We start from the raw sequence: 14,617 nt of genomic DNA on the forward strand, positions 1-14,617 counted from the left end.
AGCAGTCGGGAAAAGGATCAGGGAAGCTCGACGCCCTGATAGGTCTGCTCGAAGCGCCGCAACTGCTCGTTGCCGCGTGCAACGGCCTTGTCGAGTGCGGCCTGCATGTCCTGCTCGCCGTTGAACGCCTTGGTTGTTTCTTCGATAAAGGCGTCGCGGATGGGCGTGAAGAAGCCGAGGCGGATGCCCCTGGTGTCCTCGGTGCCCGGCATGTTGAGGGACTCCACGCCAAGGCGCGCAGTTGCGAACTCAGGCGTGTCGGCCAGCCCCTGCTTCTCCAGTTCCGCCAATGTTTCATTGGTCATGGGCAGGTAGCCGGTCGCGCGGGCGAATTCGATCTGCGGGCCGGGCTGGCGGATATAGTCGAGGAACGCCTTCGCGCCGGCTAGTTGATCGGCATCGTGCCCCTTCATCACATAGATAGCCGCGCCACCGATAATCGAGTTGTGACGCTCATGACCCGCATAGATCGGCGGCAGGCCGATGGCGAGGTTGTCTCCCAGCGCCGTGTGAGCGGCCGCGTAGAAGCCCGTGCCCTGGATGATCATGGCGCACTCGCCCGCGGCAAAGGCGGCTTCGTGATTGCCGGCCTTCGTCTCGGCGTTGAGGCGCAGCAGGCCATCCTTGTGCCACTCGGCCAACCGCTTCATGTGGTCAGCAATGAGACCCTGATTGTAGATAAGTTCGGTGTCGAGACCGCCGTAGCCGTTGTGCTCGGTGGCGATCGGCACGCCGTGGATCGCTGCAAACTGTTCCAGTATGCGCCAGGGATGCCCGTCGGTGACAAGAGGGCAGGCAAAGCCGGAATCTTTGAGCTTGCGCGCGGCGTCCTCGATTTCTTCGAAGGTTTCGGGGAGCTTGGTCACGCCGACCTTGCCCAGTTCTTCCATGTTGCCAAAGAAGATGAGGGTCGAGCCGTTGTAGGGCTGCGCATAGAGCTCGCCCTTGGACGACTCGTAATAGCCGCGCGCTCCGGCGAGATAGTCGCCCCAATTGACCTCGGGCCAGACCTGCTGCACGGGTTCGATCGCTCCCGAGAGCATGAGATCGAGCGTGCCGCCATCGAAGAACTGGATGAGCGCAGGCGCCTGGCCGGCGCGGTAGGCGGCGATCGCCTTCTGCATGCTGGTTTCGTAGTTGCCCTGACCAACGCATTTTACGACATGCTCGGACTGGCTTTCGTTGAAGGCCTTGCACTCGGCCTGGATGGCTTCCTCGATGCGGCCGGTGTTGCCGTACCAGAATTCGATTTCGGCGGCCGGGGCGGCCGTCACGAGGCCAAGGGCGGCCACGGTAGTGAGCAGGCTGAATCTGATCATGTTCTCCTCCATACAGGCTTGAGATGCCTGCATAGATACACTTTTAGTGTGACAACTGGGTGAATTCAAGGGTTTTCACGTTTCTAGGTGACCAACGGCGCGCCGGCGCGCGAAAGGCGCCGCATGCAAGCTTTGAACACCGCCTGAACTGACCCTTGCGTGTGCTGCGCTTCCTGAGATCCCGGACGCGGCGTCCCGAAAGTCACTGCTTCCGTGTAGCGTTGCCTGACGCGGACCTAGAAGAACTCGGCCTTCAATGGAACAGCGGCCGCCCCGAGAGCAGAGGCGTCTCCCTTGATTTCGGAGACGATCAGCTTGACGGCGGGCCTCGGCACGCCGTAGCGCGCAGGTTCGGGAGGATCGGTCCGGGCGATGAACATTTCGGCAAGGGCCGGCGGAACCTGGCCGCCAAAGACGATGGCCTGTGGGTCGAAGACGCCAATGATCGAATCCACCAGCCGGTTGTAATATGGCGCTACCTCATCAACCCAATCGGCAACGGCGGGCCAGTTCGGATCGAACTGCCGCTGCAAGTGGGTGATCGAGTTGATGGTTATGCCGTTTGCCCGAAGGCGCTCGATCAGCAATTCCAGTGCGGGCCTTGGAACTTTGTTCTTGAAGATCGGGCCCCACTCGCCCGCATTGCCATTACCGCCGACGAGCAGGTCGCCATCGCTGACGATGCCTCCGCCAAAGCCGTAGTTGAAGGACAGGTAGGCAAAGTGCGGAATGTGTCGGCCAACCCCAAACAAGGCCTCGGCGACAGCGCCCGTGCTGCCGCCATTGTGGACCCACACCGGACCGCGAAACGCCTCGGAGAGCAGCGGGCCGAGTTCGATGAGCGACCAGTCATGCAACGGGAGCGAGGCATTGTAGCGGGTCCCGCCGACGAAGTAGCCGGCAATGGCAAAGCCGAAGCCGAAGCAGCGCGCGGGATCAAGGCTGCTCGCGTTTCGCAGGCCCGCGATGACCTCACCGGCCTGCTGCAATGCTTCCGCGACAGGCTGGCCGTGCAACGAAACCGTGCCCTGTCCCAGAACAGTGCCGGCAAGGTCCATGAGGCAGATGCCCATGATGTCGGTGTTGACCGAAATGCCGATCGAATGGGCATAGGCGCCATTGAGAGAGAGCATGGGACTTGGCTGACCCTTGCCCAGACCGGGCTTGGGTTCGCCAAGGCCGATGATACCGCGCTCCGAAAGCTGGTCGAGCAGCCGGTGGACCGACTGCTGCGTCAGTTCGCTGCGCATCGTGACTTCCGATCGCGATATTCCTGGGTTCCGCCAGATCTGGCGAAGCAGCGCCCGTTCGTTGGCTGAGGCTACCTCCCCACGCGCCGATCTCAGGAAAAGGGGAGCGATCAATGCCGTCGGGGAATAGACCATCTGCATCCAACTCGAAAAATTCCGTTGCACGTGTGACAACGCGCACATGCAATGGTTCTGCCCGCCGCTCCGGGAACGGTCAACCGGCGATGAGAGCGCAAGAAAGCGATTGCATTTCCGCGCATTCGGTCATTATACACTTATAGTGTGACTAAGCGAGCGCGCACGTTCGGCGACCCGATCCTCTCGGAACCTCGCCGCACCCATTTGCATGACGTCCGGTCACGCTGTCCGGGGCATGCCCCCATAGAATTTCCACGAGGGGGAGATGGCGGATGACGCCAGCCAGCTTTCAATATGCAGACTTCGTCAAGAATCCCAAGCGATCGGCCGGGATCGTCGTCCATCGGGGCATGTGGCAGTCGGCGCCCGAAAACAGTCTGCTCGCCATCGAGAGAGCGATAGAGGCGAGGCACAATGTCGTCGAGATCGACGTGCGCCGCACTGCCGATGGCCAGTTCGTCCTGCTCCACGACGACACCTTGGAGCGCATGGCCGGGCTGGACAAGCGCCCCGAAGAGATGACGGTGGGAGAGCTTTCAAGTCTGCGTTTGCGAAACCGCGATGGCGGCGCGGGCAATGCCTTGACCCAAGAGAAATTGCCAACGCTGCGTGAGGTGTTCGACATCACTCGCGATCGGATCTTTCTTCATATCGACGTCAAGCACCGCGATGTCATTCCCGATGTCATCGACTTTGCGACGGAGATGGGGGTCGACCAGCAGGTCGATTTCTGGACCGAACTGAAGTCCGAGGACGATTATGGCTGGATCGTTGCCAATATCTCGCCCCCACGAGTCCCCTTTATTGCAAAGACACGGCTCAACGTCCCGAACGGCGGGACCCAGCGGGAACTGGTGCTGCGCATGGCGCCCCTGATTTGCGAGGTCTATTTCGACGAGCTTGAGCAGGTCGCCGCCCTCAGCGCCGAGTGCAGGCAGGTCGGCACCGCGCTCTGGTACAACACGCTCGACCCAGTGGCGTGCGGACACTGGACCGATACGGAGGCGCTGAGGAACCCCGAAGCGATCTGGGGCAGCCTAATCGACGCCGGGATATCCATGATCCAGACCGATTACCCGAATGAGTTGCGCAGCTTTCTCGATTGCCGGGGCCGGGCGTGAGTGGCTCTTCCTCCCCGGCTGAGACCGCTGCAATCCTCGAGCTCATCGCACACGAGGCAGGCGAGCTGGCGCTTCGGCATTTCCGAGAGCGCAAGTTCGGTGTCGAGTCCAAGGGCTACCGCGACCCGGTCACCGAGGTCGACATTGCGGTCGAGCGGCATCTGCATGACCGGTTGCGCCAAGCCTTCCCGGACGACGGCATTATCGGAGAGGAAGGGGCGGCCGCGGCCAGCGCGTCGGGACGCTATTGGCTCGCTGACCCGATCGACGGGACGCTGAACTTCATCCGCGGCATGGACCAGTGGTCGGTTTCGATTGGCCTGTTTGAAGGGGGCCAGGCGCGCTTGGGCGTGGTCTTCCTGCCCGCTCAAGGTCGGATACTCGTCGGTGGGAAGGAAGTGGCGCCGCGCATGAACGGCGCGCCGATTGCGCCGCTTCCGCCCCTCGATCCCCAGCTACCGGCGGTAGCTCTGGGTTTTGGGCCGGCCTCGGGGCAGCTGCGCAGTGCGGCATTCCTGCAAAGCGTTCATCGGGCCGGCTTCACTGCCCGGGTGTCGGGATGCGGGTCAGCATCGTTGGTGTCCGTCATCCTGGGGCACGTCGACGGCTATCTGAGCCTCGGGGAGTCGAGTTGGGACGTGATTGGCGGCATGGCGATCCTGTCGGCGCTCGGCGCGCGCTCCAATCTTTCCTGGACGCGCGACAATCTGTGCACCAAGCGGGTGTTTGCCTGCGGCTCCGAGGCATTCATGGCCACCGCACGGCCGATCCTCGACGAGCTCGAGAAAGCCTGATCGGCTGCCGTCCAACCTATCAGGCTCGCGAGTGAGGCTTGGATTTGACGGCGCCCGCTGCGCTCTAGACGCGCGCCAGTCGCGACTTCGAACAGGTGGATGCTCTCGGGGCGGCACTCTGGCCTTCCAGGAAGAGATAGCCACTGGGCAGAAATCAACGAACCTGATCGATGAATTCCTTTGAACCAACCCGACTTCGGCACGAATGAGCGCGATGCACCTCGCAGTGATATCCGATTCTCCAAAACCGGCTGAAAAACCGGCTGAATTTCTGAAACTAAGCCGGCGTGAGGCAAGCGACACGACCAAAATTGCCAGCGATTTCAGTGGGATATGATGGCGCGCCCGAAGAGATTCGAACTCCTGACCCCCAGATTCGTAGTCTGGTGCTCTATCCAGCTGAGCTACGGGCGCGCAATGGGCGGTTCGAGAACTGCCCGCGAAGCCGATCCGAAGAACCGGCCCCGAATGTGAGGTGCTACCTAGCGACTGGCCGCGCGAAATGCAAGCCGTCGCGGACGAAAACTTTCGACGCTGCGGAAAGCTCCAGAATCCCGGGCCCGGCGGCGGACGAGCCGCCGAAGAGCGCCCGGCAGGGCACGGCCCGCGCGCTTTGAGATCACAGCCACTCCAAGCCTTCCGGGGATGGCGCGGGAAGGGCATGGGCCGTTCGTCGGCAAATCACGGCGTCGCGGCGCGCTACCGATCGAACGGGCAAGGGCGAGCCCTCAACGGCTTCGGCAGGGTTCACGCCGGACGGCGCATGGCCGAACGCGCCTCGTCGAGGCTGACTGGCTGGTCGGGGATCACCACGGCGAAGACCGTGCGGCCGCCGACGCTTTCCACAAGCTCGATAGTACCGCCATGGGCGCGCACCAGCTCGTTGGCGATCGCCAGGCCGAGGCCGGTGCCGCCGCTGCGCGCCGAGCCGCGGAACGCGGCGAAGAGGTTCTCCCGCGCCTTCTGCGGCAGGCCCGGCCCTGTGTCGTCGACGAGGATGCGGCTCACGATGCCCGAACGCTCGGCCGAAACGGTGAGCCGCCGCACCACCGCGCTCTCGCGGTTGGCGCTCATGGCCTCGACGGCGTTGCGGCACAGATTCGTCAGCACGCGGAACAGATGCTCCGAATCGGCGTCGACCTCGAATTCGGCGTCGACGGCGTTCTCGAACTCGATGCCCGCGGCCGGATCGATGCCGAGCAACCCATAGACGTCGTCCACCAGCAGCCGCAGGCGCAGCCGGCGGCGCATCGGCGGAGGTTCCTGCGTGCGGCCATAGGCGAGAACGCCCTGCGAATAGGCGACCGCGCGGTCGATGGCGCGCACGAGCTTGGGCGCCACCGCCTGCACGGTCGGATCCTTCACCAGCGCCAGGCGATCGGACAGCAACTGGGCCGAAGCCAGGATGTTGCGCATGTCGTGATTGATCTTCGACACGGCAAGACCAAGATCGGCGAGGTGCTTCTGCTCCGAGAACGTCCTCTGGAGCTGCATCTGCAGCCCCGCCAGTTCCTTCTCCGCGACGCCCAACTCGTCACGCCGGTCGCTCGGCCGGATGATCCGGGACGGGTCGCTGGGAGCCTCGGCGAACCACAGCATCGAGTGGCGAAGGCTCCGGATCGGCCCGATCATCAGCCGGTTTATTGCCGTGAAGACAAGGGTGGCGGTGATGAACGAGATGAGCAGCGACAGGATGGCGATGTTGCGCGCATAGATGAGCATGGCCTTGCGCAGCTTGTAGTCGGCGATGATCAGCTCGAACTCCTTGTCGCTGTCGCCGACCCTGCCGAACACGCGCACCATGCGCTTGCCGCCGAAGAGCATGGTGTCGAGCGCCTCGACCATCGCCCTGCCCGCGCCGATGCCCGCGATGTCGACATGCTCGTCGACGGCGGGAGGCATCTCGGTCACGGCCAGCAGCCGCGAGACACCGGCGTCGCGCACGGCGATCGCCTTGGCGCCCACCGCCTTCAACAGGCCGTCCTGGACAGATCGGGGCAGTTCGACCGGCTCGCCCTGCATCAGGACGACGCTGACGGCCGCAGCCGTGCCCAGACGTTCCTCGAGCCAGCGCAGGCGGAAATTGGCTATCGACGGGATGAAGATCAGCACCTCGGCGATCATCACGAACAGCACGGTGAGCAACAGGAGCTTCGTCGACAGGCGACGAACGAGCGGGACCCGCCTGGCGATCAGCGCCGCCCCTTGCGACTGGTCCGTCATCAGACGCGCCCTCCGAACTCGTTTCGCGACGCCTGCTTGCCAGACGCGGCAACTTCCGTCAGCCGAAAACCCTGAGGAAACGCACGAGACGGCGCACCATCGGGTTTCGCGTTGCAGCAAGAAAATAGGTAATCGCAGCCCGTTTGCCAATTTCGCTCATCGTCGGATAGGGCGGGATATGTGCCGCGACGTCGCGAAGGCTCATACCTTTGGAGAGAGCGAGCGTCCAGAAACCGATCATCTCGGCTGCATTGGCGCCGACGATGCCGACGCCGAGGAGTTTGCCCTTCCGACCGATCATCAGCTTGATATGCCCCCTGGTCCTGCGCTCGGCCTGGGCGCGGTCGTTCTCGGCATAGGGCCAGCGCAGGACCGTCACGGCGCCGTGCGCCTTCCGCGCCTCGGCCTCGGTCATGCCGACGACGGCCAGTTCCGGATCGCAGAAGGTGACCCGGGGGACGGCGCCCATGGCGACACGGCCGAGACTTCTGAACAGCACCTGCTTGGCGACCAGCTTGGCCTGATGCCCAGCGACATGGGTGAAGCGCGCGCCGGTCACGTCGCCGACGGCATAGACGCGCCGGTTGGTGGTGCGCAGCCTGTGCGAGACCTTTATGCCGCTTTCATTGACGGCGATGCCGGCCTTGCCTAGGTCGAGGCCGTCGACATTGGCCTTTCGGCCGGTCGCCAGCAGCAAATGCGAGCCTTCGATGGTTTCCCTGCCGGCTGCGCCTTCCACGATGACGCGAATGCCGCCGCCCTCGCCCGGCTCGACGGCAACGACGCTGGTGCCAGCCCGCAGAACCACGCCCTCGGCGCGCATCGCCTCCAGCACGATGCCGACCAGTTCCGGATCCTCGTCGCCGAGGGACTCGGCCACCTCGATGATGGTGACGGCCGAACCCAGGCGGCGATAGGCCTGCGCCATCTCGATGCCCATCGCGCCGGCGCCGATGACGATCAGATGCTCCGGTCGCTCGGTCAGATCGAACAGGGTTTCGTTGGTCAGATAGGGCACCCTATCGAGACCGGGGATCGGCGGGATCAACGGCGACGATCCGGTCGCGACGACGAAGCGGCGGGCACGCACCTCGACGTCGCCGGCGACGACCGTGCGGCGATCCTCGAAGCGCGCCTCGGCCTTGATCACCTTGATGCCGAGCGCGGTGAAGCGCTCGGCGGAATCGTTCGGCGCAATCGCCTCGATGACCTCGCGGATGTGCCTGTTGACCTTGGCGAAGTCGACGCTGGCCTTGCCGGACCGTATGCCGAATGCGGCGCCTCGGCCGAGTTCGTGCATATGACGCGCCGCCGCGATCATCGCCTTGGATGGCACGCAGCCGTAGTTCAGGCAATCGCCGCCCATCGGCCCCTTCTCGATCAGCACGACCGGCGCCCCGAAGGCCGAGGCGATAGCCGCGACCGTGAGGCCGCCGGAGCCGGCTCCGATCACGCAGATATCGGGAGTGAGGACGGTGGTCACGTCGAAGGTTTCGTCATGAGGAAGGGTCTCTCGGCGGCTCGGACGCGAAAGGCCCCGACGCTATTACGCCGCTCGCCGCGCCGCGGCTACCCTTATCACGACAGCGACGAGAGCGATAAGGGTCAGGCAGGCGAGCGCCGCCACGATCTCGGGCGTGACCAGATCGGAAAGCGCTGCGTCGCGCCCCGCACGCTGCGCCGCCTCCACCACGCTGTCGAGACCGTTGCCCAGCGAGGCATAGGCGAAGGCGCCCGGCAGGATGCCGATGGCAGTCGCAGCAACAAAGGTGCGCGGCCGTACCTTGAACAGGGCCGGGGCCACATTGACGACGCAGAAGGGGATGAATGGGGCAAGCCTGAGGACCAGGAGATAGCCGAAGGCGTTGCTCTCGAAGCCACAGGCCAGCCGGTCGGCGAAGCCCGCCACCCGGCCGCGCAAGCCTGTTCCGCAGGCCGAACGCGCGGCGAGGAAGATGAGGGCGGCTCCGACCGTCGCGCCGACGGCAGCGGAGAGACCGCCGACGAGCCACCCGAACAGGCCGCCGCCCAGGATCGTCAGCATGGTGGCGATCGGGACGGACGCGGCGGTGACGATCACGTAGAAGGCGACAAAGCCTGCAAGCGACAAAAGGTAGTTGCGGTCGACATAGGTCTGAAGGGCGTCGCGGCTCTCCGCCACAGAGGCGAGCGACATCTGACTATACCATCCCCTGGCATAGGCGACCGCAATCACGGCGGCGATGACGCCGATCGGCAGGAAGCGCCGCAACCGCCATCTGTCGCCTGAGCCGGCCGCAACACCGGCCCCGACATGCGCCGTCACCTCGTTCATATGCGTTTGGATCCCGGTGCCCAGTTCCTGCCGCCCTTCGCTGCCGATCTGCAGCCTCGTCTCGTGCCTTTGTTTCGCCATCCCAGATGGTCGATCCGGACACCGCAGGCAAGCGCCTCGACGCTGCCCTCACCGGGTTTTGACCGGAAACAAGCCTCCTTCACCCTTTCGTTACCGGCAATGACGTCATATTTCCTCCCGACATACGGGAATTGACTCCTCAGAACCTTCTACTTATAAGCCCGCACACGCTCGGGCCGATGGTCCGGCGCAGTTTCGATTGCGCACAGACCGGGCCGGCGACGCTCCTGCTCATCAGAGTCAGAATGAAGAAGGGCCGCACACCGCGGTATCAAATAAATGAAGCGCACCTATCAACCGTCCAAACTCGTCCGCAAGCGCCGGCACGGCTTCCGTGCCCGCATGGCCACCAAGGGTGGCCGCGGGGTGATCGCCGCACGCCGCAATCGCGGTCGCAAGCGGCTCTCCGCCTGAGAAGCGGCACCTTGCCGGTGACCGGCAAGCCGCCGCAACGACTTCGCAAACGCGCGGAGTTCCTGGCCGTCCGGCGCGGTGAAACGCGTCGCGGGCGGCTGTTTCTGCTGGAAGTGCTGGATCGTGGCGAGGCCGGCGCAGCGCGCGTCGGCTTCACTGTGACGAAAAAGGCCGGCAACGCCGTCCAGCGCAACCGCATCAGGCGCAGGCTCAAGGAAGCGGTCCGTCTCCATGCCGCAGGTGACATGGCGCCGGGCAATGATTATGTGATCGTCGGGCGTAGCGAGATCCTCTCCGCCCCCTTCGGCCAGCTTGCTGCCGAATTGAGACGGCGTATCCGCGACAAGCGGCAAGGTCCCAGGTCCACCGATGGAAAACAACCGTAACTTCTTCATCACGATCGCACTTTCCGTGCTGATCCTGACGCTCTGGCAGGTGTTCTACGTGAGCCCGCGCGTCGAAACGCAGCGCGAAGCCGCGCGTATCGAGGCCGAGCAGCAGAAGAAGGATGCGCCCGCGACCACGGGCGCCGAAACCCATCCGCAGGCGACCGTTCCGGGCTCGGCCCCCGTCGGCATACCCGGCACGGACGGCGCGACCGCGACGACGCGCGAGGCCGCCCTCGCCACGAGCCAGCGCGTGGAGATCGACACGCCGCGTCTATCCGGCTCGATCAATCTCACCGGCGGACGCATCGACGACATCCGCCTCAAGGACTACCACCTGACGATCGACAAGACGTCGCCGACCATCGAACTGCTCAACCCCTCCGTGCTGCCGAACGGACAGTTCGCCGAGATCGGCTTCGCCGGCAACGACGCCACGGGCGCGGTGCCCGGCGCCGACACGGTCTGGACGGTGGAAGGCAAGCCGGTGCTGACGCCGTCGACCCCGGTCGCGCTCACCTACACCAACGACAAGGGCCTGACTTTCAAGCGCACCATATCAGTCGATTCAAACTACATGTTCACGGTGTCGGACACGGTGACCAATGCGGGCGCCGCACCCGTATCGCTATCGAACTACGGCCGCGTGACGCGTTTCGACAAGCCGACCCATGCCAGCGTCTATGTGCTGCACGAGGGATTGATCGGCGTCACCGGCGAGGAAGGGCTGCAGGAACTCAGCTACTCCACGATCGAGGATGACCAGCAGGTCATCCCCGGCAAGTCCAACGATGGCTGGCTCGGCATCACCGACAAATACTGGGCAGCCACGCTGGTGCCGTCGACCAAGCAGCCGTTCCAGCCGCGCTTCTCCTATTTCGGCGACAACGGCAGGCCGCGCTACCAGGCCGACTACCTGACCGATCCGATCACCGTCGCCGCCGGCCAGTCGGCCACGATCGAGACGCTGGTCTTCGCCGGCGCCAAGGAAGTCGCCACGATCGACGCCTATGAGAAGGAGCGCGGTATCCGCCAATTCGAGCTGCTGATCGACTGGGGCTGGTTCTATTTCATCACCAAGCCGATGTTCTGGCTGATCGACACCCTCTACAAGATGCTCGGCAATTTCGGCCTGGCGATCCTCGCCACCACCGTGCTCGTCAAGGCCGTCTTCTTCCCGCTCGCCAACAAGTCCTACAAGTCCATGGCGAACATGAAAAAGGTGCAGCCTGCCATGCTCGAGATCCGCGAGAAATACGCGGACGACAAGATGAAGCAGCAGCAGGCGATGATGGAGCTCTACAAGAAGGAGAAGATCAATCCGGTCGCCGGCTGCTGGCCCGTGCTGATCCAGATCCCTGTCTTCTTCGCGCTCTACAAGGTGCTCTACATCACCATCGAGATGCGGCATGCGCCGTTCTTCGGCTGGATCCAGGATCTGGCCGCACCGGATCCGACCTCGCTCTTCAACCTGTTCGGGCTGCTGCCCTTCGCCATGCCGGAATATCTGCATATCGGCGTCTGGCCGCTGATCATGGGCGTCACCATGTTCCTGCAGATGCGCATGAACCCGACGCCGCCGGACCCCACCCAGGCGATGATCTTCAACTGGATGCCCGTCATCTTCACCTTCATGCTGGCGAGCTTCCCGGCCGGCCTGGTCATCTACTGGGCGTGGAACAACTCCCTCTCGATCCTGCAGCAGGGCGTCATCATGAAGCGCCAGGGCGCCAAGATCGAATTGTGGGACAATCTGGTGGGTATGTTCCGAAAGAAACCAAGTCCGGCCGAATAATCTGTAAGCTTGAAGCCCCGGCCCGCCCGGGGCTTCGCTTGTCGGAGCGTCGCGCGTCCATGCCGCCGGCGTGATACGCTGCGGCATTCTCGATGCGACGGGGGCCGGCGGCCCCGGAAGGAGCGCCATGACCGGCCCGAACCCTGCGGTAAAGCACCCGATCCCGATGCATCCACGGGTCGGTTTCCTCAGGCCGCTCGCGGCCGACCGGGAGAATGTCGAGATCGGCGAGTTCACCTATTACGACGATCCCGCCGGGCCGGAGCATTTCCTCGACAAATGCGTCCTCTACCACTACCCGTTCGTCGGCGACCGGCTGGTCATCGGCAGGTTCTGCGCGCTGGCGGAGGGCGTCAAGTTCATCATGAACGGCGCCAATCACACCATGTCGGGCTTCTCCACCTATCCCTTCAACATCTTCGGCCATGGCTGGGAGCAGGGTTTCGACCAGACGAGTTGGGAAGCGGAGAACAGGGGCGACACGGTCGTCGGCCATGACGTCTGGATCGGCATGAAAGCGACGGTCATGCCCGGCGTGTCGATCGGCCACGGCGCCATCGTCGCGGCCAGGGCGGTCGTCGGCCGCAACGTGCCACCCTATGCGATCGTGGCGGGCAATCCGGCCGTCACGGTCAGGCGGCGCTTCGACGACGCCACGATCAACCGCCTGCTGGCGGTCGCGTGGTGGGACTGGCCGATGGAGAAGATCAGCCGCAATCTCGACGCCATTCGCGGCGCCGATATCGGGCAACTGGAGGCGGCGCGATGAGCGGGATCGACATCAGCGAGGATCTGTTCACGCGGTCGTGGGTCTTCATCCGCGGCGTTCCGGCGATGAAGTTCCTGCCGCCGGAAGGCCCGCCGGAGGTCGCCTTCGCCGGCCGTTCCAATGTCGGCAAATCCTCGCTGATCAATTCGCTGACCGGCCAGAAGGGGCTCGCCCGGACCTCCAATACGCCGGGCCGCACGCAGGAACTCAACTACTTCGTGCCGGACGGGTTCTCCGGCGAGACCGGCGACATTCCGCCGATGGCGCTGGTCGACATGCCCGGCTACGGCTATGCCCAGGCGCCCAAGGAGCAGGTCGAGAAATGGACGAAGCTCGTCTTCGACTATTTGCGCGGCCGCGCCACGCTGAAGCGGGTCTATGTGCTGATCGACGCCCGGCACGGCGTCAAGAAGAACGACGAGGAGGTGTTCAGCCTGCTCGACAAGGCGGCGGTCTCCTACCAGATCGTGCTCACCAAGACCGACAAGATCAAGGCTGCGGGCGTGCCGCGACTGATCGACGAAACGCTGGCGAAGATCCGCAAGCGCCCGGCCGCCTTTCCGGCCGTGCTGGCGACATCGTCGGAGAAAGGCGCCGGGCTGGAAGAGCTGCGGACCGCGATCCTGCTCGCCGCGAATGGCGGCTGAGGCGCGGCACGCCATTTTTGATCAGGCGGCGGGCCTGAAGGTCAGCGCCACGCCGTTGATGCAATGCCGCATCCCCGTCGGCGCCGGGCCGTCGTCGAATATGTGGCCCAAATGGCCCCCGCACCGCCGGCAGTGGCATTCCGTTCGAGCCATGAACAGCGAATTGTCTTCCCGTGTGCCGATGGCACCGGGCACGCAGTCCCAGAAGCTCGGCCAGCCGGTGCCCGATTCATATTTGGTCTCGGAGGAATAGACCGCAAGGTCGCAGCCGGCGCAGTGGAACAGGCCCTTGCGTTTTTCCTCAAGCAGCGCACTGCTGCCGGGACGCTCGGTGCCTTCCCGGCGCAGCACGTCGTATTGCGCCTCCGAGAGCATCTTTCGCCATTCGGCGTCGGTCCTGGTTACCTCGAAAACCTCGGCAAGCGCGACGTTCGTTCGGCCCGCACGCCAAAGAGCAGCGGCGCCCATGAGGCAGATGGTAGCCGTGGCACCCCCCGCTACGAGATCGCGACGCTTCATCAGTGCGTCTCCTTCAATGCAAGGAAATAGGATACTGCCGCGGAACGATCCAGAGGCAGATTCTGCGAACGTCCTGATTTCGCCACGTGCCCGAAGACCGGCCCACGTTCGAGGTTCATCGCGAGAACCCGAACTCCGCCCCGGCCGCCGAAGCTGCGGGGCGGAGTCTTGCCGTGTGATCGGTTCGCAGTCGCCGCCCCAGACCCGGCTTACATCTTCGGCAGCAACACCCTGTCGATCACATGGATGACGCCGTTCGACTGCTCGACGTCGGCGATCGTGATGTCGGCCATGTTGCCGTTCTCGTCCGTGATCATGATCCTGCCGCCGCCGTCGTGTTTCGCGGTCCAGACGCAGCCGCCGACCGTCTTGACCGGATGGGCGCCCTTGTCGGCATCGACCATGCTGACGATGTCCTTGGCGAAGGCCTTGGCCGGCACCACGTGGCAGGTCAGGATCTTCACCAGCTGATCCTTGTTCTCGGGTTTCAGCAAGGCTTCCACTGTGCCCTTGGGCAAAGCGTCGAATGCCGCGTCGGTCGGGGCAAGAACCGTGAAGGGGCCGGCGCCCTGCAGCGTCTCGACTAGTCCCGCGGCCTTCACCGCGGCGACAAGGGTCGTGTGGTCCTTCGAGTTGACGGCGTTCTCGACGATGTTCTTGCTGGCATACATCGGCGCGCCGCCGACCTGCGGATTCGCGGCGTAGGCGACCGAGGCCCCAGCCGAGAAGATAGCGGCACCGAAGAGGACGGAGGCAATAAGGCGGTTCATTGTCATGTTCTCCTTCATGGAAGCACCCATCTGGGTACACGTCAGGAGATACGGATCGCACGGACAGCAAGTTTCAT

The 14,617-nt window shown here is 64.1% G+C and carries 14 protein-coding genes and 1 tRNA gene; 7 read left to right on the forward strand and 8 right to left on the reverse strand.

Annotated elements, in window-relative coordinates:
* Window positions 1-17: 17 nt before the first annotated feature.
* Entirely contained in the window at window positions 18-1,316 is a 1,299-nt protein-coding gene (locus JN302_RS37975; RefSeq protein WP_446720779.1) for an extracellular solute-binding protein, read from the reverse strand.
* Window positions 1,317-1,555: 239 nt separating this feature from the next.
* Window positions 1,556-2,704 carry an ROK family transcriptional regulator gene (locus tag JN302_RS37980; RefSeq protein WP_202331066.1) on the reverse strand — a complete coding sequence of 383 codons (1,149 nt, stop codon included), beginning with the start codon at window positions 2,702-2,704 and terminating at the stop codon, window positions 1,556-1,558.
* Between the two features lie 275 nt (window positions 2,705-2,979).
* Between JN302_RS37980 and JN302_RS37985 the strand changes: the two genes are divergently transcribed.
* Both JN302_RS37985 and JN302_RS37990 read left to right on the forward strand, forming a co-directional pair.
* The gene (locus JN302_RS37985; protein ID WP_202331067.1) at window positions 2,980-3,828 is read left to right on the forward strand and encodes a glycerophosphodiester phosphodiesterase family protein; all 849 of its coding nucleotides are present in this window, start codon (window positions 2,980-2,982) and stop codon (window positions 3,826-3,828) included.
* The gene (locus JN302_RS37990; protein ID WP_202331068.1) at window positions 3,810-4,622 is read left to right on the forward strand and encodes an inositol monophosphatase family protein; all 813 of its coding nucleotides are present in this window, start codon (window positions 3,810-3,812) and stop codon (window positions 4,620-4,622) included. The genes JN302_RS37985 and JN302_RS37990 overlap by 19 nt, the downstream gene beginning before the upstream one ends.
* A 337-nt stretch (window positions 4,623-4,959) precedes the next feature.
* Here JN302_RS37990 and JN302_RS37995 read toward each other — a convergent pair.
* The 4 genes from JN302_RS37995 to JN302_RS38010 all read right to left on the reverse strand — a co-directional run bounded on the left by JN302_RS37995 (window position 4,960) and on the right by JN302_RS38010 (window position 9,240).
* A tRNA-Arg gene (locus JN302_RS37995) sits at window positions 4,960-5,036 on the reverse strand.
* Window positions 5,037-5,369: 333 nt separating this feature from the next.
* Window positions 5,370-6,845 carry a sensor histidine kinase gene (locus tag JN302_RS38000; RefSeq protein WP_202331069.1) on the reverse strand — a complete coding sequence of 492 codons (1,476 nt, stop codon included), beginning with the start codon at window positions 6,843-6,845 and terminating at the stop codon, window positions 5,370-5,372.
* Window positions 6,846-6,903: 58 nt separating this feature from the next.
* The gene (locus tag JN302_RS38005) at window positions 6,904-8,328 is read right to left on the reverse strand and encodes a dihydrolipoyl dehydrogenase family protein (RefSeq protein ID WP_202331070.1); all 1,425 of its coding nucleotides are present in this window, start codon (window positions 8,326-8,328) and stop codon (window positions 6,904-6,906) included.
* A 63-nt stretch (window positions 8,329-8,391) separates the two neighbouring features.
* Window positions 8,392-9,240 carry a TVP38/TMEM64 family protein gene (locus JN302_RS38010; RefSeq protein WP_244742715.1) on the reverse strand — a complete coding sequence of 283 codons (849 nt, stop codon included), beginning with the start codon at window positions 9,238-9,240 and terminating at the stop codon, window positions 8,392-8,394.
* Between the two features lie 279 nt (window positions 9,241-9,519).
* Here JN302_RS38010 and rpmH point away from each other — a divergent pair, with 279 nt between their 5' ends.
* From rpmH to yihA, 5 genes are all read left to right on the forward strand, one after another.
* On the forward strand, window positions 9,520-9,654 hold the full coding sequence (rpmH, locus tag JN302_RS38015; protein ID WP_011579721.1) for a 50S ribosomal protein L34: 135 nt from the start codon (window positions 9,520-9,522) through the stop codon (window positions 9,652-9,654).
* Between the two features lie 11 nt (window positions 9,655-9,665).
* The gene (gene rnpA, locus JN302_RS38020; protein ID WP_202309378.1) at window positions 9,666-10,040 is read left to right on the forward strand and encodes a ribonuclease P protein component; all 375 of its coding nucleotides are present in this window, start codon (window positions 9,666-9,668) and stop codon (window positions 10,038-10,040) included.
* Window positions 10,024-11,835 (forward strand): membrane protein insertase YidC, encoded by a 1,812-nt coding sequence (gene yidC, locus JN302_RS38025; protein WP_202331071.1) that lies wholly within the window; start codon window positions 10,024-10,026, stop codon window positions 11,833-11,835. The genes rnpA and yidC overlap by 17 nt, the downstream gene beginning before the upstream one ends.
* 127 nt (window positions 11,836-11,962) lie before the next feature.
* The gene (locus JN302_RS38030) at window positions 11,963-12,604 is read left to right on the forward strand and encodes a CatB-related O-acetyltransferase (protein WP_202331072.1); all 642 of its coding nucleotides are present in this window, start codon (window positions 11,963-11,965) and stop codon (window positions 12,602-12,604) included.
* Complete coding sequence (gene yihA / locus JN302_RS38035; RefSeq protein ID WP_202331073.1) at window positions 12,601-13,251, forward strand: ribosome biogenesis GTP-binding protein YihA/YsxC; 651 nt, start codon at window positions 12,601-12,603, stop codon at window positions 13,249-13,251. Before JN302_RS38030 ends, yihA begins: the two co-directional genes overlap by 4 nt.
* 21 nt (window positions 13,252-13,272) lie before the next feature.
* On the opposite strand, the gene msrB is transcribed toward yihA, so the two are convergent.
* Together msrB and JN302_RS38045 are read right to left on the reverse strand one after the other, a co-directional pair.
* Window positions 13,273-13,770 carry a peptide-methionine (R)-S-oxide reductase MsrB gene (gene msrB / locus JN302_RS38040; RefSeq protein WP_202309382.1) on the reverse strand — a complete coding sequence of 166 codons (498 nt, stop codon included), beginning with the start codon at window positions 13,768-13,770 and terminating at the stop codon, window positions 13,273-13,275.
* A 209-nt stretch (window positions 13,771-13,979) separates the two neighbouring features.
* Window positions 13,980-14,540, reverse strand: coding sequence for a fasciclin domain-containing protein (locus JN302_RS38045; RefSeq protein WP_202309383.1), 561 nt, complete (start codon window positions 14,538-14,540; stop codon window positions 13,980-13,982).
* Window positions 14,541-14,617 lie beyond the last annotated feature (77 nt).

The sequence above is a fragment of the Mesorhizobium sp. L-8-3 genome (assembly GCF_016756615.1).
In the GTDB taxonomy this organism is placed as follows: Bacteria; Pseudomonadota; Alphaproteobacteria; order Rhizobiales; family Rhizobiaceae.

Coding starts and splice junctions, on each gene's coding strand:
- JN302_RS37980 (WP_202331066.1), bottom strand. CDS start 2,704: ATGGTCTATTCCCCGACGGCATTGATCGCTCCCCTTTTCCTGAGATCG.
- JN302_RS37985 (WP_202331067.1), top strand. CDS start 2,980: ATGACGCCAGCCAGCTTTCAATATGCAGACTTCGTCAAGAATCCCAAG.
- JN302_RS38000 (WP_202331069.1), bottom strand. CDS start 6,845: ATGACGGACCAGTCGCAAGGGGCGGCGCTGATCGCCAGGCGGGTCCCG.
- JN302_RS38010 (WP_244742715.1), bottom strand. CDS start 9,240: ATGGCGAAACAAAGGCACGAGACGAGGCTGCAGATCGGCAGCGAAGGG.
- rpmH (WP_011579721.1), top strand. CDS start 9,520: ATGAAGCGCACCTATCAACCGTCCAAACTCGTCCGCAAGCGCCGGCAC.
- yidC (WP_202331071.1), top strand. CDS start 10,024: ATGGAAAACAACCGTAACTTCTTCATCACGATCGCACTTTCCGTGCTG.
- JN302_RS38030 (WP_202331072.1), top strand. CDS start 11,963: ATGACCGGCCCGAACCCTGCGGTAAAGCACCCGATCCCGATGCATCCA.
- yihA (WP_202331073.1), top strand. CDS start 12,601: ATGAGCGGGATCGACATCAGCGAGGATCTGTTCACGCGGTCGTGGGTC.
- msrB (WP_202309382.1), bottom strand. CDS start 13,770: ATGAAGCGTCGCGATCTCGTAGCGGGGGGTGCCACGGCTACCATCTGC.
- JN302_RS38045 (WP_202309383.1), bottom strand. CDS start 14,540: ATGAACCGCCTTATTGCCTCCGTCCTCTTCGGTGCCGCTATCTTCTCG.